Here is a 25,600-nt window from a genome sequence, read left to right on the forward strand (position 1 = left end):
GCTTGCCGCACTTCGCGCGCTTGCTGTGATCGCTTGGGACGAGAGAACACTTTTCGCTGGTCTTTGAGTCACCAGAGATTGGAGCGCTAGCAGTGGCACTCCAAGTCTTTTTGTGTTTAAAGGTGTTTCTCGTTGAAACGATCCACGATCACCGCACAAGCGGCATCGCCAGTGATGTTCAGCGATGTTCGGAGCATGTCGAAGATTCGGTCTAAGGCAAATAATAGCGGTAGACCTTCGATGGGGATCCCTGCGGCCAATAAGACTGCGACCACTAAGAATGAAGGGCCGGGTATACCCGCTTGACCAATTGCACCAAGCGTTGCAGTAAAGATAATCGCGGCGTAAGCGGCAAAACCTAAGTCGACCTGAAAAATTTGCGCGAAGAATACTGCAACTAAACCGTAATAGATGGCGTTGCCACTCATATTAATGGTGGCGCCCAGTGGCAATACAAAGGAGGCGGTTGCTTTAGAGATGTTTAATTCTTCTTCGACAACTTCCATGGTGACCGGTAGGGTTGCCATCGAAGATGCGGTGGATAAAGCGACCGCTTGCGGCTTTGTCATTACATTCATGAACTGGCGAACCGAAGTCTTGGAGAATAGTTTGATGGTGAGAGGGTAGAATACTAAGCCGTAAATTAAAATCGCGGCGACATACACTGCAAATAACTTGGCAACCAGCGTTAACATACTGAAGCCAAGGGTGCCTACCGACTCCGCCATCAAACCAAATACACCAATAGGGGCAATGATCATCACGATGTTAATCATCCAAATGAAAGCAGAAATGATGGTGTCTAAGCTTTCCATTAAAGGGGCTGTTTTGGCCTTAGGTTGTTTCGAAATAGCAATTCCTAAGAATAGGCAGAACACCATGATTTGCAGAATATTAGCATCCATTAAAGAAGCAAAGATGTTCTGAGGGATCATGCCGATGATGGTTTCCATCACGCCGGGTACACTGCCTTTGTCGGCGTATTCATTGGAGAATAAATGGCTGGCTTGGCTCAAGTCCAGACCGCTACCCGGTTGGAAGATATGGCCCATCACCAGCGCTAGAATAACCGCGACCGCCGAAGTACCAAGGAAGAAAGCAAAGGTGGTAATGCCGATTTTACCGGCTGCAGGGCTATTTCCCAAATTCGCCGCACCCGCGATAATTGAGACGCCAATCAGTGGGATCACCAGCATTTTTATTAAGTGGATGAAGATGGCGCCAAGAGGTGCAAACATTGCCGCCTGTTCTCCCATCAGTGTGCCAACGATGGTCCCAAGAATCATTGCGATGATGACTTGTATACCAATATTTTTATACAGCGGTTGTGTTGCGTCCATCAATATTCCTATTTGAATCGATTTGGGGTTGCACCCTTGTTTTTGATGGTCGCGCATTGTACTTGAATTGATGGATTTGGTCATTCTTTATGCTGTTATTATTGCAATTTAAGATATAAAAAATTATATTTTCGGTTAAATACTCGCCACATTTAAAATTATTCTCTGCATCTATAGTTGTTTGCACTGCAATTTTTCTTTAAATTTCTTTATCAGTTGTCTGCGTCAAGTGTTCTAAACCCTTATAAGCTGCGGCTTGTCGTCTGCTTGAGTCTTGGTTCCGCAGACATCAACGTCGCCTCGCTGGGTGAACCTTTTATGATTGTTAATTGCATTGGGAAAAGACCGTTCGGAGGGGGGCGCAACAATTTGGCTTGCTTGTCGCCGATTCTTGTCTGGCAAGTGAATCATTACATCGATAACAGCATTACCACAAACCAGCGCCGGGAGAATATCATCGCGCCAGCAAAGAACTGACAACCAGTGAATAGGTGCCTCGCTGATGATTTACTTGAGTTGGTACCGAAACCTCTTGAAAGAAGTAAGTGAATTGTTGGTTTGATGCCTTTGCCGTTTAATGCAGCCGCATTATCGTATTAATTGGCGCGCGAGATGGGGCGTGTTGGGTGTTGGCCTGCTTAAGTTGGCGTAAACGAAGCATAACTATTGCCTTAAAATTAGATCATGATATTTTTTGTGCTCGAATTATTTAAGGAACCTCAGCCATGCCAAAGGCCAGTGACATTAAAAAGAACGCCGCGATTGAACATAACGGCAAAGTTTTTTTCGTGAAAGATATTGTGAAGCTTACCCCTAGTGGCCGAGCAGGCGCGAGTTTATACCGGATGCGGCTCTACGATGTCGCCACAGGCGCCAAAGCTGATGAAAGCTTTAAAGCTGACGAAATGATTAGCTTGGCCGATGTTAGTCGTCATCAAGTGATGTTCTCTTACATCGATGGCGACGAGTATGTATTTATGGATAATGAAGACTACACTCCCTACAACCTCAATAAAGAAACCATTGCTGACGAAGTGCCCTTCATTACCGAAGAGACCAGTGGTATCCAAGTGGTCACCGTGAGTGGAGAGCCTGTGGCTATTGAATTACCGGCCAGCGTTGAGATGCTGATTGTGGAAACCGATCCTTCCATTAAAGGCGCTTCCGCCAGTGCGCGTACGAAGCCTGCGATTTTAAGCACCGGTTTGTCGGTACAGGTGCCGGAGTATATCTCCAGTGGTGAGAAGATTAAGATCAGCACCACCGAGAAGAAGTTTATGAGTCGCGCCGATAAGTCGTGATTTGCAGTGATTGATGGATAGGAAAGCAGCTTTATGGCTGCTTTTTTGGTTTTGAACCGGTAGACAAATCTTGCGGCTCTCAGTGCATAGTGCATCTTGTGCGAGTGAAGCCTATGTCCTGTCATTTACACCGGTTTTAATTGTTTGAGTGCTTTTATTGCTTCTATTTTATATGCCGCCACGCTGTGCGTTGACTCACCGAGTAATATCAGGCGAGCATTGCCTGCCATGGTCTTATAATCCACATTTTGCTTGATCATCACATTTCCTTGTAAAGCCGCTGAACAACTTCAGTTCGGACTGCTTTTATATACATCGTTTGAGTAGGCTTTTAGGTTTGGACTGGCTAAAGTCACCGGCTGTGTGGGGGTTCCACAGTTTGCTTAAGTTTTAATGATAGATTTGACTTTAGTGTTTGGGTCGAATACTAGCGATTATTGTTATTAAACACAATATAGAAAGCCACTTTTAAAAGTGGCTTTCTATTCTCATTGCTTTAAGCGCTGATGGAGCCAGGCTTTGTTAAATCATCACTCGACCTTGGCGCATTAATTCTTCTATTTCGCTGAGGCTGCTGGGGTCGTCGATGGTAGAGGGGATGGCGTAGTCTTCACCATCGGCCAGTTGACGCAGGGTGCGACGTAGTATTTTCCCGGAACGTGTTTTGGGCAGACGCTGCACGATAATCGCCTGAGTAAAACAGGCGATAGGACCAATTTCTTGGCGGACTTTTTTAATCAGCTCTTTTGAAATCTCATGGTCTGCTTGTTGTACGCCGTCTTTAAGCACCACCAAACCGAAGGGCACTTGGCCTTTCAACTCATCGTGGCTGCCAATCACCGCGCACTCTGCCACAGCCGGATGAGCGCCCACCACTTCTTCCATTTCGCCAGTTGATAGGCGGTGGCCAGCCACGTTAATTACATCGTCGATACGACCCATGACAAACAGGTAGCCATCTTCATCGATGTAACCGCCATCACCGGATACATAGTAGCCGGGAAATTGTTTTAAATAGGCAGATTCGAAACGGGCCTGATCGCCCCAAATGGTGCTTAAGCAACCTGGGGGAAGCGGTAATTGGATGGCAATAAAACCTTGCTGATTGGCAGCGCAGGGCTCACCCATTTCATCTAAAATGCTTACCTGATAACCGGGCAATGGCTTGGTGGCGCTGCCCGCCTTGACTGGCATGCGCTCTAAACCCAAAGGATTGCCGGCTATCGCCCAACCGGTTTCGGTTTGCCACCAGTGGTCGGTAACTGGTTTATCGGTTTTGGCAAGGGTCCAGTCGAGAGTGGGTGGGTCTAAACGCTCGCCCGCCATGAAAATATCGCGTAGCTGGCTGAGGTCATAGTTTTTTACCAAGGCCCCTTCGGGATCTTCTTTTTTAATGGCCCGAAAGGCGGTGGGGGCGGCAAATAGTACTTTCACTTTATGTTCGCTTGCTACTCGCCAAAAGGCACCTGCATCGGGGGTTCGTACTGGTTTACCTTCATACAAAATGGTGGTGCAGCCTTTGATGAGCGGGGCATACACAATGTAAGAGTGGCCCACCACCCAGCCGACATCGGAAGCCGCCCAAAATACTTCGCCGGGTACCATTTGGTAAACGCTGTGCATTGAATAGTGCATCGCTACTGCGTGGCCGCCATTGTCGCGAACCACGCCTTTAGGTTTGCCCGTGGTGCCCGAGGTATACAAGATATACAGCGGGTCGGTGGCTTTTACCGGCACACAATCGGCGGCGGGTGCTTGTTGTTGCAGCTGCCGCCAGTTGAGGTACTGTTGATTAAAACCAACCGCTTGCTGTGGGCGTTGCCATACTAGAACTGGGGTTTCCATTTGTTGGCTTTGCTCCAGGGCAAGGCTCACCATCGGCAGGTAGTTAATCACCTTGCTGCCTTCGAGGCCGCAGCTGGCGGTCATGATAACCTTGGGCCGAGCATCGTTAATACGCACCGCTAATTCCTGGGCTGCAAAACCACCAAATACCACCGAGTGAATGGCTCCTAGGCGAGCGCAGGCTAACATGGCGATGGCGGCTTGGGGGATCATCGGCATGTACAAGACTACCCGGTCGCCTTTTCTCACGCCTTGCTGAGCCAACATACCAGCGGTTTGTGCTACCTGATCGCGAAGCTGAAAGTAGGAGAATTTTTGCTGACTATGACTCACCGGAGAGTCATAAATCAGCGCCGTTTGATTGCCTCGCCCTTGCTCGCAATGATAGTCGAGCGCCAGATAAGCGGTGTTCATTTCACCGTCGGCAAACCAGCGATAGTTGCCATATTCGTCCTGGCTGAGTGCCTCTTGGGGTGGCTTGTACCAGGCTAATTGTTGCGCTTGGCTTAACCAAAACTGCTCGCGGTGCTGATTGGCATAGTTGATGGTTTGTTGATAATCACCGTTTTGTTGCTCGTTGCCGATGGGGCGCATGGGTTCATGGTGTTGCATATTCATCTTTTTCCTCCTCGTCCCTAAGCTAGTTACCTCTTGGCAAGGGGCGGATGTCTGCTTGGCTCCGCTGGCAGTGCCGCGGCTGATTTAGTGTGCTTGGTGGCGCTTTAATCGTCGTCGCCGGGTACTCGGATCCAACCTTCCATTAAGATCCTGGCGCTGCGACTCATCGCAACTTTGCTGATTTGCCATTGGCCATTGAGTTCTCGTGCCTGTGCTCCAACCGTTAAACTGCCAGAAGGATGGCCAAAGCGCACTGTTTCGCGGGCCTTACCGCCAGCGTTTAAATTGACCAATGTGCCGGGAATGGCAGCCGCGGTGCCAATGGCGACCGCTGCGGTACCCATCATGGCGTGGTGTAACTTGCCCATCGACAGTGCCCGCACCAGTAAATCGATGTCGCCTTGTTTTACGGTTTTACCGCTGGCGCTCTGGTAGTCTTTGCCTGGTGAGACAAAGGCAACTTTGGGGGTGTGTTGGCGTTGCTCCGCCTCTTGTAGCGACGAAATAAGTCCCATGCGCAGCGCGCCATGGGCACGGATCGACTCAAACATGGCTAAGGCGCGCGCATCATTATTAATCGCCTCTTGTAGCTCGGTCCCTTGGTAGCCCAGTTCGTCGGCTTGAATAAAGATGGTGGGAATTCCGGCGTTAATCATGGTGCTCTTGAGGCTCCCCACATCCGGTACATCTAACTGCTCCATCAGTTTCCCTGTGGGAAATATCGAGCCATCGCTGTCGGCGGGGTCGAGAAACTCCAAGCGTATTTCGGCGGCGGGGAAGGTCACACCATCTAGCTCGAAGGCCCCCGTTTCTTGGACCTGGCCTTGGCTGATCGGGACATGGGCAAGAATAGTTTTGCCAATGTTGGCCTGCCAAATTCGGACCTCGGCGATGCCGTTGTCGGGGATGCGTTGCGGATCGACCAACCCGGCATGAATCGCAAAGGCGCCGACTGCCGCAGTCAGGTTGCCGCAGTTACCACTCCAATCCACTTTGGCGGTATCGATGGACACCTGGCCAAATAGGTAATCGACATCGTGTTCTGGATGTTGGCTGGTGGATAAGATCACCGCCTTGCTGGTACTGGAGGTTCCCCCGCCCATGCCATCGGTTTGTTTGCCGTAGGGATCGGGGCTGCCGATCACCCTTAGCAACAGGGCATCACGCGCGGCACCAGCTTGTTGCGCGGCTGGTGGCAGGTCATCGCGTTTAAAAAATACCCCTTTACTGGTGCCACCCCGCATATAGGTGGCCGGGATGCGGATCTGTGCCGGATAAGTCATGATGGCTCCTTAATGCTGAGTCGAGCTTTCGAGAAAATCGTCGGCAAAACGCTGTAATATACCGCCTGCTTGATACACCGAAACTTCCTCGGCGGTATCTAAACGGCATAACACGGGTAAATCGATGCGCTCGCCGTTACTGCGGGTAATCATCAGGGTGAGTGTTGCGCCAGCGCTGGGCTCACCTAGTACATCGAAGCTTTCGCTGCCGTCGATGCGGTAACTATGACGGTTATTGCCAGTAGTGAACTGTAGCGGTAATACGCCCATGCCGACTAAGTTAGTACGGTGAATCCGCTCGAAGCCTTCGGCTACAATCACTTCCACCCCAGCTAAGCGCACGCCTTTGGCGGCCCAGTCGCGTGACGACCCCTGACCATAGTCGGCACCGGCAATAATAATCAGCGGCTGCTTCCGTTGCATGTAAATTTCGATGGCTTCCCACATTCGCATCACGTTTCCTTCGGGCTCTAAGCGGGTCAGTGAGCCTTGCTGAACCTGACCGTTTTGTTTGACCATTTCATTAAATAGCTTGGGGTTGGCGAAGGTGGCTCGCTGAGCGGTGAGGTGATCGCCGCGATGGGTGGCATAGGAGTTAAAATCTTGCTCGGGCAGGCCCATCTTGGCCAAATAAGCACCGGCTGCACTGTCCAGCATAATCGCATTGGAAGGCGATAGGTGATCGGTGGTGATGTTGTCGCCTAATACCGCCAAAGGGCGCATTCCCTGCATGCTACGTTTGCCCGCCAAAGCTCCTTCCCAGTAGGGAGGGCGACGAATATAGGTGCTTTGTGCACGCCACTCGTAGAGCGGCGAAGTGTGATTGCCATAATCTACCTTCATATCGAACATTGGTTGATAAATCTGGCGAAATTGCTCGGGTTTGACACTTTGAGCGATCACCGCATCAATCTCTTCATCACTGGGCCAAATGTCTTTAAGGGTGATCGGTTTACCTTGGGCATCGTGCCCTAAGGCATCTTTTTCAATATCGAAACGGATGCTGCCGCCAATGGCGTAGGCCACCACCAAGGGCGGAGAGGCTAAAAAGGCCTGCTTGGCATAGGGATGGATCCGTCCGTCGAAGTTGCGGTTGCCCGACAATACGGCGGTGGTATACAGCTCTCGTTCAATCACTTCTTTTTGAATCGCAGGATCCAAAGCGCCGCTCATGCCATTGCAGGTGGTGCAGGCAAAGCCAACAATGCCAAAGCCCAGTTGTTCGAGTTCGGGTAATAACTTGGCCTCTTCCAAATACAGTTGCACAGCTTTGGAGCCCGGAGCCAGCGAGGTTTTGACCCAAGGCTTGCGGCTTAAGCCGCGTTGGTTGGCGTTGCGGGCAAGTAGCCCTGCAGCAATCACATTGCGTGGATTACTGGTATTGGTGCAGCTGGTAATGGCGGCGATAATGCAGGCGCCATCGGGCATTAACCCCGCTTGCTGAGGTACCGGAGAGGCAATTCCGCGGCTCGCCAATTCGCGAGTGGGAACGCGGCGATGCGGGTTGGATGGCCCGGCAATGTTTCGTCCCACGCTGGAGAGGTCGAAATGCAGTACGCGTTGGTATTCGGCCTGACGGAGCGTATCGGCCCACAAGCCAGTGGTTTTGGCATAGTTTTCCACCAGTCTAATCTGTGATTCTTCCCGTCCGGTGAGTCGCAGATAGTCGATGGTTTTGTCGTCGATATAGAACATCGCGGCGGTTGCACCAAACTCTGGCGTCATGTTGGAGATGGTCGCTCGATCGCCTAAAGTCAGCTGCCTTGCACCTTCGCCGTAAAACTCCAGGTAACTTGAAACCACTTTTTGCTCGCGCAAAAATTCGGTGATGGCCAATACGATGTCGGTAGCGGTAATTCCCGGCTGGCGTAGGCCACTCAGTTCCACACCAATGATATCTGGCAGTCGCATATAGGAGGCGCGACCGAGCATCACACTTTCGGCTTCCAGCCCGCCTACGCCCACAGCGATCACCCCTAAAGCATCCACATGTGGGGTGTGGCTGTCGGTGCCAACGAGCGTATCGGGAAATGCCACACCATCTCGAGTTTGGATCACCGGTGACATTTTTTCGAGATTGATTTGATGCATGATGCCGTTGCCGGGCGGGATCACATCGACATTTTCAAAGGCGCTTTTACACCAATTGATAAAGTGAAAACGATCTTCGTTACGGCGATCTTCAATGGCGCGGTTTTTGGTAAAGGCCTGTGGATCGAAACCGGCATGTTCCACCGCCAGCGAATGGTCAACGATCAGTTGAGTTGGCACCACCGGGTTCACCTTGGCCGGATCGCCCCCTTTCGCGGCGATGGCATCACGCAGGCCGGCTAAATCAACCAAGGCGGTCTGGCCAAGAATGTCATGACAAACCACTCGCGCAGGGAACCATGGGAAGTCAAGTTCGCGCTTGTTTTCGATGATCTGTCCTAAGGCGGCCGTTAGTTGCTGCGGTGGGCAGCGGCGTACCAGATTTTCGGCCAGTACCCGCGAAGTATAGGGCAGCCTGGCATAAGCGCCGGCTGAGATGGCTTCTACCGCAGCACGGGTATCAAAGTAATCGAGTTGGCTGTTCGGCAAGGCTTTACGGTATTCACTATTCATATACTCATCCATGGATGCTCGGTCGTAACTAAGGAGAGACCGGATCCGCTACTGTGACTAAAAATAAGCTGACAGGGCTGAGTTGCTGGTGTTTGCTCAGCCCAATTTATTCGTGCGATTTAACGTTGGTCTATGGGCAAATAACTGCGTGGGCCGCTACCAGTATAGTCGGCACTCGGTCGAATAATGCGGTTATTAGCCCGTTGTTCCATAATATGCGCCGCCCAACCGCTGACCCGCGAACAAACAAAAATCGGGGTAAACAAGGCCGTTGGGATCCCCATAAAGTGATAGGCACTGGCATGGAAGAAGTCGGCGTTACAGAATAATTCTTTTTCTCGCCACATTACTTGTTCTACTCGCTCCGAGACTGCAAATAAATGCTGTTCTGGGCTGTTTTCACTGAGTTTTTTCGACCAGGCTTTGATTAGCGCATTGCGTGGATCGCTGGTGCGGTAGACGGCATGACCAAAACCCATGATTTTGTCCTTGCGCGCCAGCATCGCCATAATTTCGGTTTCGGCCTGCTCGGGGCTGGTCCAATGTTCAATCATTGCCATGGCGGCTTCGTTGGCTCCGCCATGCAAGGGGCCACGCAGCGCGCCAATCGCTCCGGCGACTGCGGAGTGAATGTCTGAGAGGGTCGAGGCAATCACCCGGCCAGTGAAGGTTGAAGCATTAAACTCATGCTCGGCATACACCACCAGTGAGCATTGCATGACCTGTTCATGTAAAGGATCGGCGGGTTTACCGTGTAACAACTCCAGAAAATGTCCAGCAATCGACTTGGCCGAGCTTTGGGTGGAAATCCGCTGACCATGTTGGCTAAAGTGATACCAATAACAAATAATGCCGGGCAAGGTGGCGAGTAAGCGGTTGGCGTGGTGTTGCTGTTGTTCGAAGCTGGCTTCGGTTTCCAGATTGCCTAACATCGACACGCCAGTACGCATCACATCCATCGGGTGGGCGTTTGCTGGGATCAGCTCTAACACCGCTTTGAGTGCATCCGGAAGTTCACGCAAGTTATGTAAGCTGTCGTGATAGGCCGCTAATTGTTCGCGATTGGGCAACTCACCATTGAACAACAAGTAGGCGACCTCTTCGAAGCTGGCTTGCTCGGCTAGTTCGCGAATGTCGTAACCGCAATAGGTGAGCCCCGAACCGCTTTGACCCACGGTACATAGTTTGGTTTCGCCGGCACTTTGACCGCGTAAGCCGGCGCCTCCGATGGCTTTCTGAACCATGATGTTCTCCTTCATTTCTTTATGTTGTAGGGCTAACGGTCAAATCTTTGTTTCACTCGCTAGTTCAGATCATTGTTGTTTCTCATCACGCGTAGCGCTGCGTGATGTGGTGCTTTGGGTTTCCTGTCTGTTGCAGGCGCAGCGGTCAAATCTTGGTTTGACTCGCCAGTGCATGCCTTGTTCTATTCTGCCTGGCTAAGTGGCGAGGCTTTGGTCCGCTCACTTAGATAGTTTGGTTTCGCCAGCGCTTTGACCGCGTAAGCCGGCGCCTCCGATGGCCTTCTGAACCATGATGTTCTCCTTGATTTCTTTATGTTGTAGGGCTAACGGTCAAATCTTTGTTTCACTCGCTAGTTCTGGTCCTTGTTGTTTCTCATCACGCTTAGCGCTGCGTGATGTGGTGCTTTGGGTTTCCAGTCTGTTGCAGGCGCTGCGTTTGTATTCTTTGCCGCGCGACTTAATCTTGTTTAAACAGTTGGTCTAACTTTTGTTCGTAGGCGTGATAGCCCAGATAGTCGTATAGCTCGGCGCGGGTTTGCATGCTATCGACCACGTTACGCTGGTGGCCGTCATCCCGCAGGGCGCGATATACATCTACTGCCGCTTGGTTCATGGCCCGAAATGCCGACAGAGGGTAGAGCACCATATCGACGCCGACAGCGGCCAGTTCTTCACCGCTAAATAAGGGGGTTTGGCCAAACTCGGTAATATTGGCTAATACTGGTACTTTGACCGCTTTGGCAAATTGCTGATATTGCTCCAGGGTGAGCATCGCTTCGGGGAAAATCATATCCGCGCCAGCTTCTACATATTGGCAGGCTCGCTCAATGGCACCGCCCATCCCTTCTATTTGCAGGGCGTCGGTACGAGCCATCACCACAAACTCGGGATCTTGGCGGGCATCTACCGCGGCTTTAATTCGATCAACCATTTCCTGAGTGGAGACAATCGCCTTGTTGGGGCGGTGACCACAACGCTTTTGTGCCACTTGGTCTTCCATGTGTACCGCGGCGGCTTCGCCGCGGATCATTTCTTTAATGGTACGGGCAATATTAAATGCGCCGCCAAAACCAACATCGATGTCGACCAGCAAAGGTAAGTCACAGGCGGCAGTGATCCGGCGAACGTCTTCCAGCACATCGTTCATGGTGGTGATGCCAAGATCGGGCAATCCATAGGAAGCATTGGCGATGCCTCCTCCAGATAAATAGATGGCTTGATGGCCTTCGCGTTGCGCCATCATTGCGCAGTAGGGATTGATGGTGCCAACAATTTGTAGCGGCTGATTGCTACTGACGGCATGCCGAAAACGGGCTCCTGCTGAGAGTTTCATGAGTTCACTCCTGGTAATACGTGAGGGGATGTGGCCGTGGGCATTAAAGCCTCTGGGCTTTGGTCGGATCCAAATAAACTTTGTTGTTCAATGGCTTTACGAGCGCGTGCGATATGACGGCGCATCAGCATTTCGGCTAACTCGCCATCGCGATCGGCCAGCGCTTGCCAAATGGCCCAGTGTTCTTTGAGCGCGCGCTCGGGGCGCGAAACTTGTTTGCTGGCCTGGTAACGGTACATGCGCAACAGGTGGTAAAGTTCATCACAGAGCAAGTTGACTAAACGCTGATTGGCGCTGCCTTTAATAATGAGATAGTGAAAGTCGAAATCGCCCTGTTGTTCGAAATAAGCTTTGCCTTGGTGTTGCTGTAGATAATCTTGATGGTGTTCTAGTAATGATTTTAACTCGGCCAGTTGTTCTGTCGACAATTGGCTTGCCGCGAGTCGGCAGGCCATGCCTTCCAGCGCCTCACGTACCGAGTAAATGTCGACGAGTTGTTGCGGACTGAGTTGCACCACTCTCGCACCGACATGGGGGATCCGCTCAAGCAGCCCCATGCCTTGTAGTTTTAAGATGGCTTCGCGCAAAGGGCCACGACTAACCCCGTAGTGGCGAGCCAGTTCGGGCTCTGAAATCTTCTCGCCTTGAGCAATTTGGCCACTCACGATGGCTTCGATTAGCGTGTCGCTGAGATTCTGCGACAGCAGGTTTTGTTTATCACTCTGCTCTTTTAGGTGGCTTAGTTCGGACATCTGTTGTTACGTCTGTGTTGTTTAGATGTTGCACAGTGTAGTGTAAATGGTGAGCTGCGATCAAGGGATTGTCGACAATCTTGTCTTATACTTTAGTTTTAGACGAGTTTTCACCGCTTATTAGTCTGTTTTGTTTACAATGATTGGGCTAGATGGTTTATTGTCGACAATGTTGGATTTGTTCAATGTTGATTCGGTATTTGGGCTGCATGATTTTGACTGCAGTCGTTGCCAGTTGTTATGGCTAGTAAACAGTTATCTCAGCGACTTCGTTGTTTAAATCGTGCCGAATGAAGCTTCACCCGATGGCCTCACGAGTCTGCAAAACGCCGATTGGAAAAATAAAAATTGCGCACAATTCTGAGTTCACAGGTTTTATTCTCGTGATCGACTAAGCGTACCAAGCGATCATTTTGTTGGCGATGAATATCAAAAAAAACATGTGCGACGGGAGAGAGAACGATCCTTCAATGTGAATGGAAGGGATTGTTTTTGTTCACTCAAAATCAATGATAAAAAAAGTCATTTTATTGGTGTTGGTGCTTGATATTTGAGCGTTCAACGGTTATCTTACGTTTTCAATCATTTACTGCATAAGTCGAGGGGAAATATGAAACATTTATCATGTGTTACACATCATTCCGTACGACTAATGGCTAACGTTTCGCAAGCTCGTTTTTTCAATATGAATAAACGATGCGTGTTACTAAAGGCCTACGCAGTTAGCTAAGATTGAGACCCATCCCAATTTTACCCGAGCTGCGAAGTGTTGCAGTGAGGGATCATCATTAATACCCCTATATTAGCTGTATCACTTCGCCCTCTTTAATGGAGAATGCGACATGATGTCACTAAAAATTCGTTTACTTACTTTCATCGTAGAAAGCTTAATACGTTACCAGCGTCATTTGGAAACCCAACAATGGCTTAAGGCTCAGCGCCAACAACGCTGGCGAGTCGAAGGCTTGAATATACATATTGCCAAAGATATTGGTGCTGATGCTGATGGCCGATTCCGCACTAAGCTCGATCAAGTGGAACGCCCAGAGCGCCGCGAGCGAGCAAAGCGTCGAGTAAACCTCAAGGCTTGGCGTATTCGACAGAGACCGTTGAAAATTCGAACGTGAATCTGCGCTCCCGAAGGGGAGCGCAGATTGGTGGTCTTTATCTTCAATGATGAGCCAAGTTAAGCAATCGCTAAAATAAAAAACCCTGCTTATTGCAGGGTTTTGTGTGATACAAAGGTGGGGATTACACTAAAAAGTGGAGCCATACGCTCAAACTCACAAAGGATAAAATGGTGGTCACCAACAAGGTACTGGCGCAAAAGCTGCGTTCACCATATTCGCCGCCAATAATTGGATAAATACTAAACATGGGAACAGCGGCAAAGATAATTACCGAGGTTTTCAAATCGCTGGACAGATCGGGAAACAATAATACCAAGCCCGATACCACCATTGGAAAAATCAGCAATTTCACCATTGCTACCAAAGACATTTGGCCAATATTACATTTGATGGATACCCCGCAAAGTGAGCCGCCAATTACCACCAGGGCCACGCAGGCCGCTCCTTGAGATAGCATGCCTAAACCATAGCTAATGAAGGCTGGCATTTTTAGGCCCAGCGAAGAGCAGAGCAGTCCCAAAAATACTGAGATAATAATTGGATTGGAGCTGATCCGTTTCACGACAGGGACAAATACACTGCCTTTATTCCCTTGGCGTTTTCCCATCATGGTTTCCAGGAAAATTAAGGCAGCTGGCATCAACACGATGTTCTCCACCATCACACTCATGGCGAAGGCTTGTGCCGGTGGGTGTTCAAACATTTGTAAGATCACCGGAAAACCAATAAAGGCACTATTGGGTAAGGCGGCACCTAAACCTCTTACCCCAGAGGCTTCCCAGGAATCTTTAAATACCAAGCGACTCAACAAAATGGTAAACACTAAGGCGAATAAGCCACCTAGGGTGTAGATTAGCATGTAATCGAGGTTAACCACTTCGGCTAAATCCATACTTAATAGTTTGGTGAAGACTAGTGCAGGTAAGGCAAAGTACACCACAAAACGGCTTAAACCGGGCAGGGTGTCTTGCGGGAGAACTTGGAAGCGGACTCCCAAATAACCTAAGAAAATTAAGAAGAAAATAGGCGCAGTAATGCTTAATACAGCTTCCATTAAAACTCGTCCTTGAAAGTCACTTAGACCTGAATCGGCTAGCAAAACACCATTGTAAAGGACTTGATTAAAAAATCATACAAATAGTGAGGTGACAGCAATCGGGATAACAGCCTAACGGTGCTGTATTCAAGGCTTTATGGTTAGAGGCTTTGCAGCGAGCCTCCTGCGAGCCGGGATGATTCAATCATCGTCGTCAGCTCGCTTGGTTGTCAAATTGAGTTGTTAGTGGTGCTCCCGCAAATTTTTCAACGCCAAAATTCTCTGAATATGGCTAAAGGTCTAATATTTGTGCGCAGATGTCTACGAATGCACTTAGTTTGGGCTGATTTTTTGCCGCTATTGAAAAATAAAGAAACAGTCCATCTATACGGTGATATTGCTGGTTGGCGGGTGGGGCACGGTCCAATGTGGGATTTTGTGAATAACCCAGAGCTCATTGATATTGTGTGCACCATGTACCAAAAAAAAAGACATTGTTAGCGCGGTTTGTCATGGTCCGGCCGGACTCATCAATGTGAAGTTAAGCAATGGCGAAAGCTTGATCAAAGGTCGTCATGTAACTGGGTTCACGCCAGAAGAAGAAAGCTCTCGGGATTACGATAAGATCGTACCTTTTGAATTGGAAACCGCTTTAAAACAGACTGGGGCTATATTTGAAAAATCACCAATGTTTGAAAATAAAGTGGTGGTAGATGGGCGTTTGATTACCGGTCAGAACCCCGCTTCGGCGAAAGCGTTGGCAGAGGCTGTGATTCAGGCGTTGTAAGTGAAGGCAAACTATAGTGTTGCGGTAGCGGGCATAACAGGGACGTAATTCAATCAAATGAGACTTAGCCAGACCTCGCTCATTTTTAAGTCGTTTGAAGCCGCTTGGGTCTATTTTATCTAATAATATTACCCAAGAGAAAGGCAGAAACATTTACTACTGCAATGGTTTTACCCATTTGTTTTGTGTATTTTGTGTTTAATAATACTCAAACGATTTCAAGTTATTGGGCTTAATAAAGATGATTTCGCAAGTCGATTAATATCTTTAGCTAGGGAAATAAGGGATCTCTTGTTGCTCGCATTTTTCGGGTCACTGTGAATTTGTCATCTTGAGCTTGTTTGAGATCTCTGCGTTATATTTTTGCGGTGAAAGGAATGATTATGTCGACGAAAGTTTTGGTGATAGGGGCAGGTGCGATTGGTGCCTATTATGGCGCGCGTTTGGCACAGGCTGGGGCAGAGGTGTCTGTGGTGGTTCGTTCCGATTATGACGGCCTGAGCCACAAGGGCGAGTATGCCATTCAAAGTCATCAAGGGGACTTTTCCTTTAAGCCGAGTCAAATTTTGAAGCATCCTAGAGATTATCAGGGGATAGCTGATTATGTGATTGTGGCGACCAAGGTGCTGCCGGGTATTGATACCCGAGAACTGCTTAAAGATGTGGTGTCGGAAACTACCACTATCGTTTTATTGCAGAACGGCGTTGAGATCGAAGAGCCGGTGCAGCAGGCTTTTCCAAAGGCAGAGATTATCAGTGGCCTGTGTTTTATCTGTGTGCAGCGTGTTGAACCGGGAGTGATTGATCATCAAGATTATGGTCACTTGGTGATAGGCCGTTACCCGCAAGGCGTGAGCGAACGCGCAGAGCGGCTTGGCCGTATGTTCAATCGTGCAGGGGTGCAATGTGAGGTCTCTGCTCATGTCCAGCAGGCAAGATGGATGAAACTGGTGTGGAATGCGCCTTACAATCCACTTTCAGTGCTTGCTGGGGGGGCCAATACCCAGCAGATTATGGCGAATCCACAAACCGCTCAACTGGTGACTGACATCATGGAAGAGGTCTACCACGTCGCAAAGGCTGTTGGTGCCGAGTTTGATTATGCAGTGCTTCAGCAAAATATAGATAGAACCCTTAAAATGTGTCCATATAAACCGTCGATGTTACTCGATTATGAGGCTGGGCGTGAAATGGAGGTGGAATCTATTTTGGGCAGTACAGTCAAAGCGGCGCGTCGAGTGAAGGTCGCAACGCCGCATATTGATTCAATTTATGCGCTATTGCAGTTGGTGAATCAGACAAAGCATTCGGCATAATCTAATCGCGATGCGTCCTGCCCTAAATCGGCATGGACGCACCCGGATCATATTTAGACGATTGTAGAAACAGTCAATTGGAATGGCTGTCTGAATGTTTAAGATATTTAAACAATAACGGCCATCTCTGGTGAAGAGTTAGTTTTTTTACGAGAGTGAGATAAAGTCAAACCTACTAGAATCAATATCAAGGTTAGCCATGTAGCAGGCTCAGGTACTGAATTAAGCTCTAGTGACACACCGCCGATATTATCACCAATATTACTATCTGGAATATAAAAACCAACATTGGTAACCGAATCTAAGTGAAAATTTGCAAACAAACCGCTTGATTTAGCGAGAGAATAGACAGCTGAGGAATAATAGCCATCACCAGGATTAATTGGCCCAAGACCCGCGATCCCTTGACTTTCGCCATACCAATAAGTTATATCATCAATAATATAACCCACTGTATTTTCCCAGCCTCTAACACAGTTTTCTCCCAAGCCATCACAAGCTCTCACCGAACCGAATCGGTTAAAAGCAGTATAAACGTCTTGAACAAAAGACAATTGATAGTCACCAGGTTCCAGTGACACGTTAAGCGCGTTACTGCCCGCTAAAGAGGCATTAGTTCTACCACTGATATTAATAATGGTTGCACTGGCACTAGAACTCATTACAGTTAATAAAAGCAAGGCACAATAAAAAGCTGATTTTTTCATAAAAACAAAAGTCCATTTAATAAAAATGGTATGTTCTCACAGTTGTCTTTTTTAATAAACAATAAATAACATAATTATCAGGTTGAGCCTTGAGAAAATATGCGCGTAACGTTAATTGAGTTTGTTTTTTACATTTATTGCTAATCTGTAACATTTGGTGGTGACGTCATTTCCTAAATAATATTGAACCTTTCGGCCCCTCTAATGATAATTTAGACGACCAATGTATAATCGTTAGTTGGGATGGCTGTTTTACTATTTCTCTGGGCTTGCTTTTGGTTAATCCGTAATACTAAATGATAGTGGTTAGAAATGATCACCCGTAACTTCAAATGGCTGGTGGTTAAAGGCTCTAGTTCTTCGGCTCTACTTGGATTTCTTTAAATAAGTGTACGTTGTTATAACTAAAAAATGCTGTGATTTTTCGTTTAACGATTTTTGGTATTTCTTACAGTTCGAGCTTTGGCTATTATATTCTGAATAACCTATCGCTCCATTTATACCTAAATCTGAGTCTGCAATAATAATCAAATGTTGTTCGATAATAGAAGGATTAAAGTTGTTTGATATTGCTATCGCTGACATATCGTCTATGTCTGGAGTAACATTTTGTTGTTCTAGTTGATTAGTGTTCGCATTTGATACTTGTACTCTTGAGCCTTCTTGTAAGTTTAAATTACTCTGAGAGGTAACTTGGTTACTACGATCAACTTTATGAGACCCTGTAAATAATTCTGTGTAACTGCTTTGGGTTACAAGTAATCAGTAAGTCGGTCTTCAAACATAATCATAAAGCGATTGAGAGCCTGTCGCCAGTTTCTTATTGGCATCGACCAGCGTTTCGATGCATCCATAATTGCAAGATAGACAACTTTCCTCGCTGATTCATCCGTGGGGAATAGCTTACGCTTCTTTGTCGCTTTGCGTATCACACTGTTCAAGGACTCTATCGCATTCGTCGTGTAAATGGCTTTACGAATGTCCTGAGGGTAGCTGAACAATGTATTTAAATTATCCCAATGCGCTGTCCAAGAGCGGCTTATCTGTGGGTATTTATCATCCCACTGGTCACCAAATTGTTCGAGGGCCAGAAGCGCTTCTTCCTCGGTATTCGACTGGTAAATACCTTTGAGATCTGCCGTTACAGCCTTGTAGTCTTTCCAAGGGACATACTTCATTGAATTGCGCACCATGTGGACGATACAGAGCTGTATTTGGGTTTTTGGGAATACGGCATTAATAGCATCTGGAAAGCCCTTCAAGCCATCAACACAAGCGATAAGAATGTCGTTGATACCTCGAGTCTGGAGTTCAGTGAGAACGCTGAGCCAGAACTTCGCACCTTCCGTTTCAGATATCCACATCCCTAAAAGTTCTTTCTGACCTTCGATATTTACGCCCAGAGCCAAGTAAATCGCCTTATTGACGAGCTGTTTGTTTTGGCGGATTTTCACCACGATGCAATCAAGGTAGACGATGGGATAGACTGCATCCAGTGGCCGTGATTGCCATTCAACAACCTGCTCTAGAACTGAGTCGGTAACTTTAGATATGAGGCTTGCAGAGACATCAGCATCGTACATTTCTTTGAACGTAGCGACGATTTCACGAGTTGTCATGCCTTTGGCGTAAAGGCTTAATATCTTGTCATCCATCGATTGAAATCGAGTTTGATGCTTACGAACAAGCTTCGGTTCAAACGAGGCATCTCGGTCTCGAGGTACATCCAGTTCAATCTCACCATCGTCGGTGATCAAGGTCTTGGATGAATAACCATTACGACTATTCTTATCGGGCTTTTCAGCGTGTTTCTGATAACCGAGGTGGTCATCAAGCTCAGCATTTAACGCTGTCTCAACAGTCACCTTGGTTAACATTTTACGAAAGTCATCTAGATCTGAAGGGGTCTTGATTGACTTAGCGGCTTCACGAGCAAATGCTTCGAGAACTTTCTTATCCATGTTGCTTATCCTTAGCCTGTTCAGGCCTAATTATAAGCAATTACACAATTTAATTTACAGGCTCCTTTATGAGCCTTAATTAACACTTGACCGGTAGCCTCTTTTAATTTTCCTTCTACTCTTCTTTTAGTAAATTTGTCAACTATCCATTATTTTCGGTGGTTAAAATTAGCACCACTTGCTCGGTCTTTGCCACACAAAAATGCTCTACGAACGCAACGGTAAATGCAGTGGTAGCAGCAGGGCGAGATCGCGAACATTTATCAATCAAATGTTGACTAATTATCAAACGAAAGCTGGTTACTAAACTGTCGCTTTAATTGTGCTGTTTTCGAAACCTGGTTGGTTTGAAATCAAACTGTATGCAAAATGAACACTCACGCTCTCACCCTGGTGGTAGTATGGCGTACTGTCTAAACAAATTTGCTGTTCGCGAGCTCAAGTCATCACCGCACCTCTAAGGCTTTGAGTGAAGTCATTCGAAAGTCATTCGAGACAGCCATCTTAAGGACTGAACAGCCAACATCATACGATGAATATCACTTCTCATTCACATAAAAAGCAGCGTGATGTCGAAAATTGCAATATTGGTAAAGGTGTTACGACGAAAAGCCGCAAGAAGCCAAACAGCAAACACAGCGATTCGAGATATGCTAAATACCTACTCGGTCGACAAAAAATCAGACCATAAATTACTTAGCCAACATCCAGCCAGCGTTTGGCTGCTCCCATACCTTTAATTCGCTGCTGATTGTGCTGGCGCTTGTAGCACTCTAGTGCGTGACCGGCGCCCACCACACTGGCAAAGTGATGCTCTAAACCAGTGCTCAAGGCTAACCAGCTTTCTTCATCGATTTGTAAGCGCTGTAAAATGGGCGCTTGTGCATCATCGATATAACCGCGTTTATCTTCTCTGATAACGCGGCCGGTAAGTTCCACCAGTTGCAGGTAGTCTTGTAACTCGAAAGGCAAGCCTTTAGGCATGGTTTCTCTGGGGTTACCGACAAAGGGCATTAGCGGCTTGGGTTGCTGACCTTGTTTGGCTTGCTGAATGCGCTGTTTGATACTGGTGTGGTCTGAGGTTTCAGGCGTGCTCGCTATATTTGAGCGAACCGGGTTTAAATCCACATAGGCCATACAAGCCGCTAGGGCTGCTTCATCTAAAAGCGCTTGAGATTTAAAACGCCCCTCCCAAAAACGACCGGTACATTGGTCTTCTTTATTGGCAGCTCGAGCAATATGTTCATTTAAATGGCGCATAAACCAGCTTAAATCAAAGAGGCGAGTCCGATACACTTCGGCGGTGGCGTGAATGGCCTGTAGTTGCACCTCACTTAACTTTGGACGTAACTCAGAATTGAGATACATCTGAGTCAGTAAGGTGCCCTGATGCAGACTATGCCAGCGTTCCAAGACTTCATCCATGGACCAGGCTTCGGCTTTGGCCTTATTGATGTGCAATACCACATGGGTATGATTACTCATAACTGCATAAGCACAGACATCACTGGCAAAAACCGCAGTAAGTTGCAGCAAATAATCTTCCACCCACTGGCGGCGGTGCTCATAGCTTTTACCTGTGTGTTGGTCTTTACCGCACAAAAAAGCCCGCCGAACACAGCGGGAAACACAGTGATAATAAGGTGTATCCGATAAGCTCACTTGCGACTGTCTTGACCGAGGCATGGCACTAACTCCCCAAAAACCACTATTGGTAGTTTAGATTATTATCGGGGTGTGGCTAGTTGGTGTGGCTGTCTAGTTACCTTGTTTCTTGATTACCGGTCAGACCCCCCGCTTCGGCGAAAGCGTTGGCAGAGGCTGTGATTCAGGCGTTGCAAGCGAAGGCCAACTAAAATGTTGCGGTAGCGGGCATCGGGTCGCGAAGTTGAATTTAAAATAGCGAGGCAACAACTTGGGGGCCTCGCTTATTTAAAGCATCTCGGGTCTGTCTCGTTATTTTGATATTTTAAACACAGATTTTTAGATCATTACTAATTTTGGCGTTAAAGCCAAGCTTATTGTTTACTTTATCATTATTGAAGTTTACTATCTTGCCCTGCAACTAAAGGAGATATTTGCAGTGGCTCACAATCAATTTCAATGCTTGTCCCAACGAAACAAAGCCAAACGTGATGCTTGCTTAAGCAAACTTAAAGCCTCGGAAATGAAAGAAGTGGACCTTTATGTACTGCATGGGCCACAGTTTTTCTCATTATGGTTAGCCAAACAGCAAAGCCAAGGACTTGAGCAAACAGCGATTAGTCAGAAATTGGAAGATCTAGGCCTATCGGAGCTCGCTCAAAAGTTAGTTCTAAATACCGCTAGCCTCACCAAGCAATTTGCTAGCCAAGCCTTAGACGTAAAAGCTATGGGAGCGCTAGCACTAGACATGCAGCGTGGTGGGAGTATTTTGGGTAAATACGAAATAACTCAAAATGGCACTAAAAGCTACATTAGTTTTAAAGGCAATCACAAGCTAAGGACAATAATTACGGGGACTAGATACCTCTCTACAAACATTAAGATGCTGTCGCTAGGTATAGGTCAACAAGGTCTAAAAGCTTCAGCTAAAGGTGGCGTATTAATCACTGTTTTATTCTCTGTATCCCATCACACACTAGAACTAGTGCTTAAAAAAGACTACTTGATGACCAATTGGGTAGTCGACGTTGCCACAGACATAACAATCGCTTCGGTCGCAGCAGTCTTTGGTTACGCTGTTGGCACATTAGCAGTATCATCAATAAGCGTTGTCATTATTCCAGTTTTAGCTGGATTTTCCGTAGCATTTTACGTGCAAGGGGAGCTAACTACTTACGAGTCTCGCTACCAAATTAGGGATAAGTTAGTGAAAGCTCTCAACCAATCACTTCAGAAATCAGTCGAACGAGACCTAAAACAATTAGAACAAAATATAAATCAAATGAAGGGCGTGACTAGTATGAACAATTCAACCCAGCACTTTTTTTAGGGAATCGATGAAAACACTAATGACTAAAAGAAAGTCACTCTTAGGCTTTTTATTATTCTCTGTTCTCTTGATACCCTTCTTCGAAGCGTTATTTGGTAACAATGTGCCTGACAAGTTTGAGCAATTAAGCCAGCAGTTAGCCAAAATTTACCCTGTTATATATATCAATGTTGAATATAGTGCGTTTATTTCAGGAGGCATAATTGGCTTGACTGGTGCAATATTTATGCTTTGGCAGTTTGCTTGTCTCAGAAAAGGAAAACAAGCTCGGTCACTCAAACATCTGTCAACTAAAGCTTTTGTAGTAGCTATAATCATTAGCTTTTTGTTTATATTTCCAGGACGACATATTGAAAGATCCCACAAGGAAAGCCGCGCCGCGCAGCAAGGCTATCAAGCCTGCCCTCCTTTCACATTACTTATGAGCTCAGTTAGCATTGACGCTTGGGTAAAGGACTTTAGTCTGTGTAACGACCCGGAAGTCGACAAACTAGCCAGATACGGATATCCCGACGAACCCGCTAAAATAGCTAAAATGCTCGCTGATAGAGAGTCTAAATAACAACTCAAACCAATTTGCTAGCCAAGCCTTAGACGTAAAAGCTATGGGAGCGCTAGCACTAGACATGCAGCGTGGTGGGAGTATTTTGGGTAAATACGAAATAACTCAAAATGGCACTAAAAGCTACATTAGTTTTAAAGGCAATCACAAGCTACGAACAGTAATTAAAGGGACTAGATACCTCTCTACAAACACTAAGATGCTTAATGGTCTACAAGGACTTAAATCATCCGCTCGTGGTGGAGTATATGTTACGGTCTTATTTTCAGTAACAGAACACAGTCTAGAGCTAGTATTGAAAAAAAATTACTTAATGAGTAACTGGGTAGCAGACGTTTCGACCGATGTAGCAATAGCAGCTGTAGCAGCTGTTTGCGGCTTTTTAGTTGGTGCAGCAATCGCACCTGCAGGTGTCGTTATGATTCCGGTAGCAGTTGGGTTTGTAGTTGCTTTCGCTGTTGGTACGGTGTTAAGCATGCTCGCAGATAGACTAGGTATTAAAAAACAGATTGTTGAATACATAAACCGACATGCGGAACAACAAGCACAAAAAAGTATAGTCAGCATGCAACAGAAAATAGAACAAATGAAAGTTATTTCAAGTATGAATAATTCCACATATAAGTTCCTATAAGCTAACCTCCAAAATGATAAAAACTCACACACCGAAAACTTCACTATTAGCTTGCTTAGCTTGCTTCGCTCTTTTCAACATATTCACTCTAGTCCTATTTTCTTCAAACACCTTGAATGAATTTAGTGGTCAAATTGGTAATGGTTTTCCAGTAATCTATTTGGATGTTAGCTACTGCTTTCTGATTGCAGGAGTCATTTGTACGTTTGCATGTTCTCTTTTGATGCTTTGGCAATATGTTTGCCTAAAAAAAACGAACCTCGCATTAACCGCGAAACATCTGTCCGTTAGAGTGTTCGCATTAGCAATTATTGTAAGCGTTGCCTTTGTGCTTCCAGGAAGGCACATAGAAAAATCCCGTATCGAAAAAATTGCTGAGCAACATGGCTACCAAGCCTGTCCCCCTTTCACATTATTAATGGGTTCAGCAACCATCGACGCATGGGTAAAGGACTTTAGCCTTTGTAACGATCCAGAAGTCGACAAATTAGCCCAATATGGCTACCCAGACGAGCCTGCCCAAATAGCCAAACTGCTTGCAGATAGAGAGTAGAGACAAAATTAGTAGTACAATATACTCGCTAAGAAGCGAGGAATAAAAGGGGCAGAGTCACTTTAATTTAGCTAACGAAAAGACTTGGATGTCCTATTTCTTTTGCTTTGTCGCAAAATTCGAAAAGTCTCGGCGGATGGGGCCTATGACACTAAACGCTGCTATGGGGTATTAGAACGAAAAAGAATAGCCCTAGTGATCCCCCCGAGACAAAACGCCGCTTACCGAGATAGGAGGCTAACGTTGAAGAAAGAACACTGGCAGCAAGTTATTGATATGCATAAAATACTAAGCACGAGTCCCGTTGAAAACGAAGCTGAGAAGGCATGAATAAACACGTGGGGATCCCTCAGGGGCAGAGTCATTTTTATTTAGCTAACATGCTTTCGCCACCCTTTACGCCTACCGCGAATGCCTTCCGCTACCCTCAGACCCGTATACGAACAGTGGAGTATGGACACCCATAATAAAAATCACAGCGGCAGTAACATCCTTGCCTAAGCGAATCCCACTGTAATGACTTAGCTCTCAGGCTGGCGTAAAAAAGCACGATTCAGATATACGTTCAAACACTAAAAGTTTGGCGTTAATGAGTTGATAATTCTAATTATTTAAAAAGTGTTAAGCCATCGTCACTGCTATGACATTGTGATTTTGGTCATTGAATGAGTGGGAATATCTGCGCACTCGATGAATTGAGACCGGCTGAGAGGGGAATGCAGAACTGAGAATTAGGTTCTGGCTATTTTTTCGAAAAGACTCGCTTTTGCCAAAAAAGCGGAGGCTTGGCATGTACAAGCCTTGGAGCATTGGGTTGGCTACAGTACACTAGCGGCAGTTGGCATTATCAGGAAGTAAAGATGAGCGTTGAGCAGGAAACCATCGATTTTGGTTATAAAACGGTAAACCGCGAAGAGAAAGTAGGCATGGTTGCCGAGGTATTTCATTCAGTTGCCGCTAAATATGATGTGATGAATGATTTAATGTCGGGTGGCATTCACCGCTTATGGAAGCGTTTTACCATTGATTGTAGTGGCGCACGTCCTGGACAAAAGGTGTTAGATTTAGCGGGAGGTACTGGTGATCTTACTGCCAAGTTTTCACGTATCGTAGGTGATGGCGGTGAAGTGGTGCTGGCAGACATCAATGAATCGATGTTGAAAATGGGCCGAAGTAAGCTGCGCGACAAAGGCATTGTGGGTAATGTACGGTATGTGCAAGCTAATGCCGAGGCGCTGCCTTTCCCCGATAACAGCTTCGATTTGATTACCATTAGCTTCGGTTTACGTAATGTGACCGATAAAGATGCGGCGCTACGATCGATGTTTCGAGTGCTCAAACCCGGCGGTCGTTTGCTAGTGTTAGAGTTTTCTAAACCAGAAATGAAAGCGCTGAGTAAAGTTTACGATGCTTATTCTTTTCACTTATTACCGAAGATGGGCAAATTGATTGTTAATGACGCCGAGAGCTATCAATATTTGGCCGAGTCGATCCGAATGCACCCCGATCAAGAAACCTTAAAAGGGATGATGCAAGATGCTGGGTTTGAGGGCGTCGAATACTACAATTTAACTGGCGGTGTGGTTGCCTTACACCGAGCTTACAAATTTTAAGAGGCCC

General features: G+C 47.0%; 22 protein-coding genes and 1 pseudogene. 11 read left to right on the plus strand and 12 right to left on the minus strand.

Annotated features, from left to right (window positions below; genetic code table 11):
* Positions 1–116 precede the first annotated feature (116 nt).
* Positions 117–1,340, minus strand: coding sequence for a dicarboxylate/amino acid:cation symporter (locus tag ACRRS0_RS00250; protein ID WP_432455207.1), 1,224 nt, complete (start codon positions 1,338–1,340; stop codon positions 117–119).
* 725 nt (positions 1,341–2,065) lie between these two features.
* Here ACRRS0_RS00250 and efpL point away from each other — a divergent pair.
* Positions 2,066–2,641: an elongation factor P-like protein EfpL gene (gene efpL / locus ACRRS0_RS00255; RefSeq protein WP_432455206.1), complete on the plus strand. Its 576-nt coding sequence runs from the start codon at positions 2,066–2,068 to the stop codon at positions 2,639–2,641.
* Between the two features lie 125 nt (positions 2,642–2,766).
* Here efpL and ACRRS0_RS00260 read toward each other — a convergent pair whose 3' ends face one another.
* The 7 genes from ACRRS0_RS00260 to ACRRS0_RS00290 all read right to left on the minus strand — a co-directional run bounded on the left by ACRRS0_RS00260 (position 2,767) and on the right by ACRRS0_RS00290 (position 12,320).
* On the minus strand, positions 2,767–2,901 hold the full coding sequence (locus ACRRS0_RS00260) for a hypothetical protein (RefSeq protein ID WP_432455205.1): 135 nt from the start codon (positions 2,899–2,901) through the stop codon (positions 2,767–2,769).
* Between the two features lie 262 nt (positions 2,902–3,163).
* Positions 3,164–5,104 (minus strand): propionyl-CoA synthetase, encoded by a 1,941-nt coding sequence (locus tag ACRRS0_RS00265; protein ID WP_432455204.1) that lies wholly within the window; start codon positions 5,102–5,104, stop codon positions 3,164–3,166.
* A 104-nt stretch (positions 5,105–5,208) separates the two neighbouring features.
* The gene (gene prpF, locus ACRRS0_RS00270) at positions 5,209–6,387 is read right to left on the minus strand and encodes a 2-methylaconitate cis-trans isomerase PrpF (RefSeq protein WP_432455203.1); all 1,179 of its coding nucleotides are present in this window, start codon (positions 6,385–6,387) and stop codon (positions 5,209–5,211) included.
* Between the two features lie 9 nt (positions 6,388–6,396).
* Positions 6,397–8,991 (minus strand): Fe/S-dependent 2-methylisocitrate dehydratase AcnD, encoded by a 2,595-nt coding sequence (acnD, locus tag ACRRS0_RS00275; protein WP_432455202.1) that lies wholly within the window; start codon positions 8,989–8,991, stop codon positions 6,397–6,399.
* 119 nt (positions 8,992–9,110) lie between these two features.
* The gene (gene prpC, locus ACRRS0_RS00280) at positions 9,111–10,235 is read right to left on the minus strand and encodes a bifunctional 2-methylcitrate synthase/citrate synthase (RefSeq protein WP_432455201.1); all 1,125 of its coding nucleotides are present in this window, start codon (positions 10,233–10,235) and stop codon (positions 9,111–9,113) included.
* Between the two features lie 457 nt (positions 10,236–10,692).
* Entirely contained in the window at positions 10,693–11,568 is an 876-nt protein-coding gene (gene prpB / locus ACRRS0_RS00285) for a methylisocitrate lyase (RefSeq protein ID WP_432455200.1), read from the minus strand.
* Positions 11,565–12,320, minus strand: coding sequence for a GntR family transcriptional regulator (locus ACRRS0_RS00290; RefSeq protein ID WP_432455199.1), 756 nt, complete (start codon positions 12,318–12,320; stop codon positions 11,565–11,567). The genes prpB and ACRRS0_RS00290 overlap by 4 nt, the downstream gene beginning before the upstream one ends.
* Before the next feature lie 842 nt (positions 12,321–13,162).
* Here ACRRS0_RS00290 and ACRRS0_RS00295 point away from each other — a divergent pair.
* Positions 13,163–13,447, plus strand: coding sequence for a hypothetical protein (locus ACRRS0_RS00295; protein WP_432455198.1), 285 nt, complete (start codon positions 13,163–13,165; stop codon positions 13,445–13,447).
* A gap of 124 nt (positions 13,448–13,571) precedes the next feature.
* On the opposite strand, the gene ACRRS0_RS00300 is transcribed toward ACRRS0_RS00295, so the two are convergent.
* Positions 13,572–14,504 (minus strand): AEC family transporter, encoded by a 933-nt coding sequence (locus ACRRS0_RS00300; RefSeq protein ID WP_432455197.1) that lies wholly within the window; start codon positions 14,502–14,504, stop codon positions 13,572–13,574.
* 445 nt (positions 14,505–14,949) lie between these two features.
* On the opposite strand from ACRRS0_RS00300, the gene ACRRS0_RS00305 reads away from it, so the two are divergent.
* Together ACRRS0_RS00305 and ACRRS0_RS00310 are read left to right on the plus strand one after the other, a co-directional pair.
* Complete coding sequence (locus ACRRS0_RS00305) at positions 14,950–15,273, plus strand: type 1 glutamine amidotransferase domain-containing protein (RefSeq protein WP_432461085.1); 324 nt, start codon at positions 14,950–14,952, stop codon at positions 15,271–15,273.
* A 383-nt stretch (positions 15,274–15,656) separates the two neighbouring features.
* Positions 15,657–16,589: a ketopantoate reductase family protein gene (locus tag ACRRS0_RS00310; RefSeq protein WP_432455195.1), complete on the plus strand. Its 933-nt coding sequence runs from the start codon at positions 15,657–15,659 to the stop codon at positions 16,587–16,589.
* Positions 16,590–16,696: 107 nt separating this feature from the next.
* Here ACRRS0_RS00310 and ACRRS0_RS00315 read toward each other — a convergent pair whose 3' ends face one another.
* The 3 genes from ACRRS0_RS00315 to ACRRS0_RS00325 form a co-directional block, all read right to left on the minus strand.
* Positions 16,697–17,296, minus strand: coding sequence for a hypothetical protein (locus ACRRS0_RS00315; RefSeq protein ID WP_432455194.1), 600 nt, complete (start codon positions 17,294–17,296; stop codon positions 16,697–16,699).
* 752 nt (positions 17,297–18,048) lie between these two features.
* Positions 18,049–19,257, minus strand: a complete 1,209-nt coding sequence (locus ACRRS0_RS00320; RefSeq protein WP_432452821.1) for an IS256 family transposase — start codon at positions 19,255–19,257, stop codon at positions 18,049–18,051.
* Positions 19,258–19,953: 696 nt separating this feature from the next.
* On the minus strand, positions 19,954–20,943 hold the full coding sequence (locus ACRRS0_RS00325) for a transposase (RefSeq protein WP_432455193.1): 990 nt from the start codon (positions 20,941–20,943) through the stop codon (positions 19,954–19,956).
* 397 nt (positions 20,944–21,340) lie between these two features.
* Here ACRRS0_RS00325 and ACRRS0_RS00330 point away from each other — a divergent pair, with 397 nt between their 5' ends.
* The 7 genes and pseudogenes from ACRRS0_RS00330 to ubiE all read left to right on the plus strand — a co-directional run bounded on the left by ACRRS0_RS00330 (position 21,341) and on the right by ubiE (position 25,593).
* Complete coding sequence (locus ACRRS0_RS00330; RefSeq protein WP_432455192.1) at positions 21,341–22,231, plus strand: hypothetical protein; 891 nt, start codon at positions 21,341–21,343, stop codon at positions 22,229–22,231.
* A gap of 7 nt (positions 22,232–22,238) precedes the next feature.
* Positions 22,239–22,793, plus strand: a complete 555-nt coding sequence (locus ACRRS0_RS00335) for a hypothetical protein (RefSeq protein ID WP_432455191.1) — start codon at positions 22,239–22,241, stop codon at positions 22,791–22,793.
* 85 nt (positions 22,794–22,878) lie between these two features.
* Entirely contained in the window at positions 22,879–23,427 is a 549-nt protein-coding gene (locus ACRRS0_RS00340; protein WP_432455190.1) for a hypothetical protein, read from the plus strand.
* 112 nt (positions 23,428–23,539) lie between these two features.
* Entirely contained in the window at positions 23,540–23,980 is a 441-nt protein-coding gene (locus ACRRS0_RS00345; protein ID WP_432455189.1) for a hypothetical protein, read from the plus strand.
* 102 nt (positions 23,981–24,082) lie between these two features.
* Positions 24,083–24,199, plus strand: a pseudogene (locus ACRRS0_RS00350) (IS5/IS1182 family transposase); the annotation flags it as partial.
* A 107-nt stretch (positions 24,200–24,306) separates the two neighbouring features.
* The gene (locus tag ACRRS0_RS00355; protein WP_432469374.1) at positions 24,307–24,447 is read left to right on the plus strand and encodes a hypothetical protein; all 141 of its coding nucleotides are present in this window, start codon (positions 24,307–24,309) and stop codon (positions 24,445–24,447) included.
* A 393-nt stretch (positions 24,448–24,840) separates the two neighbouring features.
* Entirely contained in the window at positions 24,841–25,593 is a 753-nt protein-coding gene (gene ubiE / locus ACRRS0_RS00360; protein WP_432455188.1) for a bifunctional demethylmenaquinone methyltransferase/2-methoxy-6-polyprenyl-1,4-benzoquinol methylase UbiE, read from the plus strand.
* Positions 25,594–25,600: the final 7 nt, after the last annotated feature.

Source organism: Agarivorans sp. QJM3NY_29, assembly GCF_050870835.2.
Taxonomy (GTDB): Bacteria; Pseudomonadota; Gammaproteobacteria; order Enterobacterales; family Celerinatantimonadaceae; genus Agarivorans.

Bases quoted from the DNA above. Each gene is read 5' to 3' on its own strand.
- ACRRS0_RS00250 (WP_432455207.1), bottom strand. From the start codon at position 1,340: ATGGACGCAACACAACCGCTGTATAAAAATATTGGTATACAAGTCATC.
- efpL (WP_432455206.1), top strand. From the start codon at position 2,066: ATGCCAAAGGCCAGTGACATTAAAAAGAACGCCGCGATTGAACATAAC.
- ACRRS0_RS00260 (WP_432455205.1), bottom strand. From the start codon at position 2,901: ATGATCAAGCAAAATGTGGATTATAAGACCATGGCAGGCAATGCTCGC.
- ACRRS0_RS00265 (WP_432455204.1), bottom strand. From the start codon at position 5,104: ATGAATATGCAACACCATGAACCCATGCGCCCCATCGGCAACGAGCAA.
- prpF (WP_432455203.1), bottom strand. From the start codon at position 6,387: ATGACTTATCCGGCACAGATCCGCATCCCGGCCACCTATATGCGGGGT.
- acnD (WP_432455202.1), bottom strand. From the start codon at position 8,991: ATGAATAGTGAATACCGTAAAGCCTTGCCGAACAGCCAACTCGATTAC.
- prpC (WP_432455201.1), bottom strand. From the start codon at position 10,235: ATGGTTCAGAAAGCCATCGGAGGCGCCGGCTTACGCGGTCAAAGTGCC.
- prpB (WP_432455200.1), bottom strand. From the start codon at position 11,568: ATGAAACTCTCAGCAGGAGCCCGTTTTCGGCATGCCGTCAGTAGCAAT.
- ACRRS0_RS00290 (WP_432455199.1), bottom strand. From the start codon at position 12,320: ATGTCCGAACTAAGCCACCTAAAAGAGCAGAGTGATAAACAAAACCTG.
- ACRRS0_RS00295 (WP_432455198.1), top strand. From the start codon at position 13,163: ATGATGTCACTAAAAATTCGTTTACTTACTTTCATCGTAGAAAGCTTA.
- ACRRS0_RS00300 (WP_432455197.1), bottom strand. From the start codon at position 14,504: ATGGAAGCTGTATTAAGCATTACTGCGCCTATTTTCTTCTTAATTTTC.
- ACRRS0_RS00310 (WP_432455195.1), top strand. From the start codon at position 15,657: ATGTCGACGAAAGTTTTGGTGATAGGGGCAGGTGCGATTGGTGCCTAT.
- ACRRS0_RS00315 (WP_432455194.1), bottom strand. From the start codon at position 17,296: ATGAAAAAATCAGCTTTTTATTGTGCCTTGCTTTTATTAACTGTAATG.
- ACRRS0_RS00320 (WP_432452821.1), bottom strand. From the start codon at position 19,257: ATGGATAAGAAAGTTCTCGAAGCATTTGCTCGTGAAGCCGCTAAGTCA.
- ACRRS0_RS00325 (WP_432455193.1), bottom strand. From the start codon at position 20,943: ATGCCTCGGTCAAGACAGTCGCAAGTGAGCTTATCGGATACACCTTAT.
- ACRRS0_RS00335 (WP_432455191.1), top strand. From the start codon at position 22,239: ATGAAAACACTAATGACTAAAAGAAAGTCACTCTTAGGCTTTTTATTA.
- ACRRS0_RS00355 (WP_432469374.1), top strand. From the start codon at position 24,307: ATGAATAAACACGTGGGGATCCCTCAGGGGCAGAGTCATTTTTATTTA.
- ubiE (WP_432455188.1), top strand. From the start codon at position 24,841: ATGAGCGTTGAGCAGGAAACCATCGATTTTGGTTATAAAACGGTAAAC.